The organism is Pseudomonas edaphica (genome assembly GCF_005863185.1).
GTDB lineage: Bacteria > Pseudomonadota > Gammaproteobacteria > Pseudomonadales > Pseudomonadaceae > Aquipseudomonas > Aquipseudomonas edaphica.
The window spans coordinates 1-2,356 of sequence record NZ_VBVZ01000808.1 but is presented as its reverse complement, the minus strand read 5'-3'; the positions used below and the strand labels follow the sequence as shown (position 1 = coordinate 2,356).

General features: G+C 61.8%; 2 protein-coding genes and 2 pseudogenes. 1 reads left to right on the top strand and 3 read right to left on the bottom strand.

All coding sequences use genetic code 11. From position 1 onward, the window contains the following. Positions 1 to 106: 106 nt before the first annotated feature. The 3 genes and pseudogenes from holA to FEM54_RS30715 form a co-directional block, all read right to left on the bottom strand. On the bottom strand, positions 107 to 1,144 hold the full coding sequence (gene holA, locus FEM54_RS30725) for a DNA polymerase III subunit delta (protein ID WP_017136058.1): 1,038 nt from the start codon (positions 1,142 to 1,144) through the stop codon (positions 107 to 109). A 39-nt stretch (positions 1,145 to 1,183) separates the two neighbouring features. Continuing rightward, positions 1,184 to 1,789, bottom strand: coding sequence for an LPS-assembly lipoprotein LptE (locus tag FEM54_RS30720; RefSeq protein WP_017136059.1), 606 nt, complete (start codon positions 1,787 to 1,789; stop codon positions 1,184 to 1,186). Positions 1,790 to 1,877: 88 nt separating this feature from the next. Beyond that, positions 1,878 to 2,228, bottom strand: a pseudogene (locus FEM54_RS30715) (class I tRNA ligase family protein); the annotation flags it as partial. A 3-nt stretch (positions 2,229 to 2,231) separates the two neighbouring features. On the opposite strand from FEM54_RS30715, the pseudogene FEM54_RS35185 reads away from it, so the two are divergent. Continuing rightward, a pseudogene (locus tag FEM54_RS35185) lies at positions 2,232 to 2,356 on the top strand (class I tRNA ligase family protein); the annotation flags it as partial.

Here is a 2,356-nt window from a genome sequence, read left to right as displayed (position 1 = left end):
GCCAATGTGGGAGCTGGCTTGCCTGCGATGGCGGTCCATCAGCAAAAATGTAGTGGCTGACACACCGCTATCGCAGGCAAGCCAGCTCCCACAGGGGACAGCGGGGTTATTCAGCGGGGAGTGTCAGGCGTTGGCCAGACATCAACAGTGACAAACGGCTCAGGCTCATCCACGGCGAACCTGCCGCCTGGCCTTTGATCTGCGCGTCGATGCGTTGCGCTTCCAACAACAGCTGCGCCCAGCGTTGCGCCGAGTGGCGTTGCAGGGCTTTGCTCATCAGGGGTTTGCGCTTGTCCCACACCGGCGGCCTGGCCTGGCTGAAGCATTTGTCCAGCGGCGTGCCTTGGCTGTATTGCAGGGCAATATTGGCCAGCACTCGCAACTCTCGAGCCAGCGCCCACAGAATCACCGGCGGTTCCACACCTTCACCGCGCAAGCCTTCGAGCATGCGCAGGGCGTGGGCGGGTTCGCCATTGAGAATCGCGTCCACCAACCCGAACACATCAAAGCGCGCGCTATCAGCCACCGCGCCCTGGACGGTTTCGACGGTGATCTGCCCGTCTTCGGCCATCAGCTTGAGCTTTTCGATTTCCTGGGCGGCGGCAAGCAGGTTGCCCTCGACCCTGGCGGCGATGAGCTCGACGGCATCTTGCGTTGCCGACAGCCCTGATTGCGACAGGCGCTGACGTATCCATTGCGGCAACTGGTTGCTGTCTACTGGCCAGATCTGGATGAACTGGGTTTGCGGGCCTTCTACCAGCGCCTTGCCCCACTTGGTTTTCTGCGCGCTGCCATCAAGCTTGGGCAAGCTGATCAGCAGTACCGTGTCCTCAGCGGGGCGTGAGCAGTATTCCATCAACGCCGCCGCGCCCTTGTCACCCGGCTTGCCTGAAGGCAGGCGCAGTTCCAGCAGGCGTTTCTCGGCGAACAACGACATGCTCGCACCGGCTTGCAGCAGCGTGCCCCAGTCGAAACTGGCGTCGGCGCTGAACACCTGGCGTTCATCGAAGCCTTGCTGGCGTGCGGCGGTGCGAATCGCGTCGGCCGCTTCCTGGCACAGCAGCGGGTCATCACCGCTGACGATATAGACAGGCGCAAGGCCACCTTGCAGGTGCTTGGCGAGTTGGGCGGGGGCAAGTTTCATAGGCGGGGCAAACGGGGCGCCAGGGGCGCCCCGTCTGGCTTACTCGACAGGGACTTCGGCAGGCGATTGTTTCGGCGTGTTGTCTTCGTATTCTTGCGCAGCTTTCAGGGCATCGGCGTCAGCCTTGGCCTTGTTGTCGGCTGTCAGTTGCAAGGCGGCCAGTTTCTCTGGCGTCAGCTGTTGCAGACGAATCATCAGACGCTGGATCACCTCACGACGCATTTCCTTGCGAACCTGGATGATCTCCGAGTCCGAGCCCACCAGGTTGTTACCGTCGTGGCTCACGACTTTCTGCACTTCAACCTTGTCACCCATCAATGGCAGGTGGTCGCGGCCTTGCAGTTCATAGACGACCAGGGTGTTCAGCTCAATGTCCGACGCACGGCCGGCACTGGCGTAGCTGAGGTTACGCTGGGTTTCTTTCTCGTCCACCAGATTCAGTTTGTAAGTCGCGCCGGAACCGACGCGTACACCGCTGCTTTCCAGGGCCTGGCGCAGCTGGGTCACGGTCTCGCCGTAGGCGTTGCGTGCGCTGACGTCCAGTTCCTTGATGCTCAGTTCATTGGTGGCGGTGCCACGCAGCTGGAAGCCGCAAGCGCTCAGCAGCACAGCGAGGCCCATCACCAGCAAATTGCGTTTGATCATTTTGTTGCTCCCCTTGAAACCATGTGGGCCTTATCGAGGCCTTAAAGGTTTAGTTCGGCGCAGGGCTCAAGCCCTGCGCCCGATCCGATTAGCTGGCGACGATGTTGACCAGTTTGCCCGGCACTACGATCACTTTGCGGATCGTCAGGCCTTCGGTAAAGCGCAGCACGTTTTCGTTGATGCGCGCTGCGGCTTCCACGTCTTCACGGCTGGCGCTGGCAGGCATGTCGATCTGGCCGCGCAGTTTACCGTTAACCTGGATAACCAGTTGCAATGTGTCCTGTACCAGCGCGCTGTCATCCTGCACCGGCCAGCGCGCATCGATGACCGCGTCGCTGTGGCCCAGGCGGCTCCACAGTTCATGGCTGATGTGCGGCGTGATTGGCGCCAGCAGCAGCACCACAGCTTCCAGGCCTTCCTGTACCAGCGCGCGGTCCTGTTCGGTGCCTCGCGCACCCAGTTCCGCCTGCGCGACTGGGGCATCAGCCGCCAGCGCTACTGGGGCTGCCCGATCCCGATCATCCACTGCGAAACCTGCGGTGACGTGCCAGTGCCGGAAGACCAGTT

Bases quoted from the DNA above. Each gene is read 5' to 3' on its own strand.
- holA (WP_017136058.1), bottom strand. From the start codon at position 1,144: ATGAAACTTGCCCCCGCCCAACTCGCCAAGCACCTGCAAGGTGGCCTT.
- FEM54_RS30720 (WP_017136059.1), bottom strand. From the start codon at position 1,789: ATGATCAAACGCAATTTGCTGGTGATGGGCCTCGCTGTGCTGCTGAGC.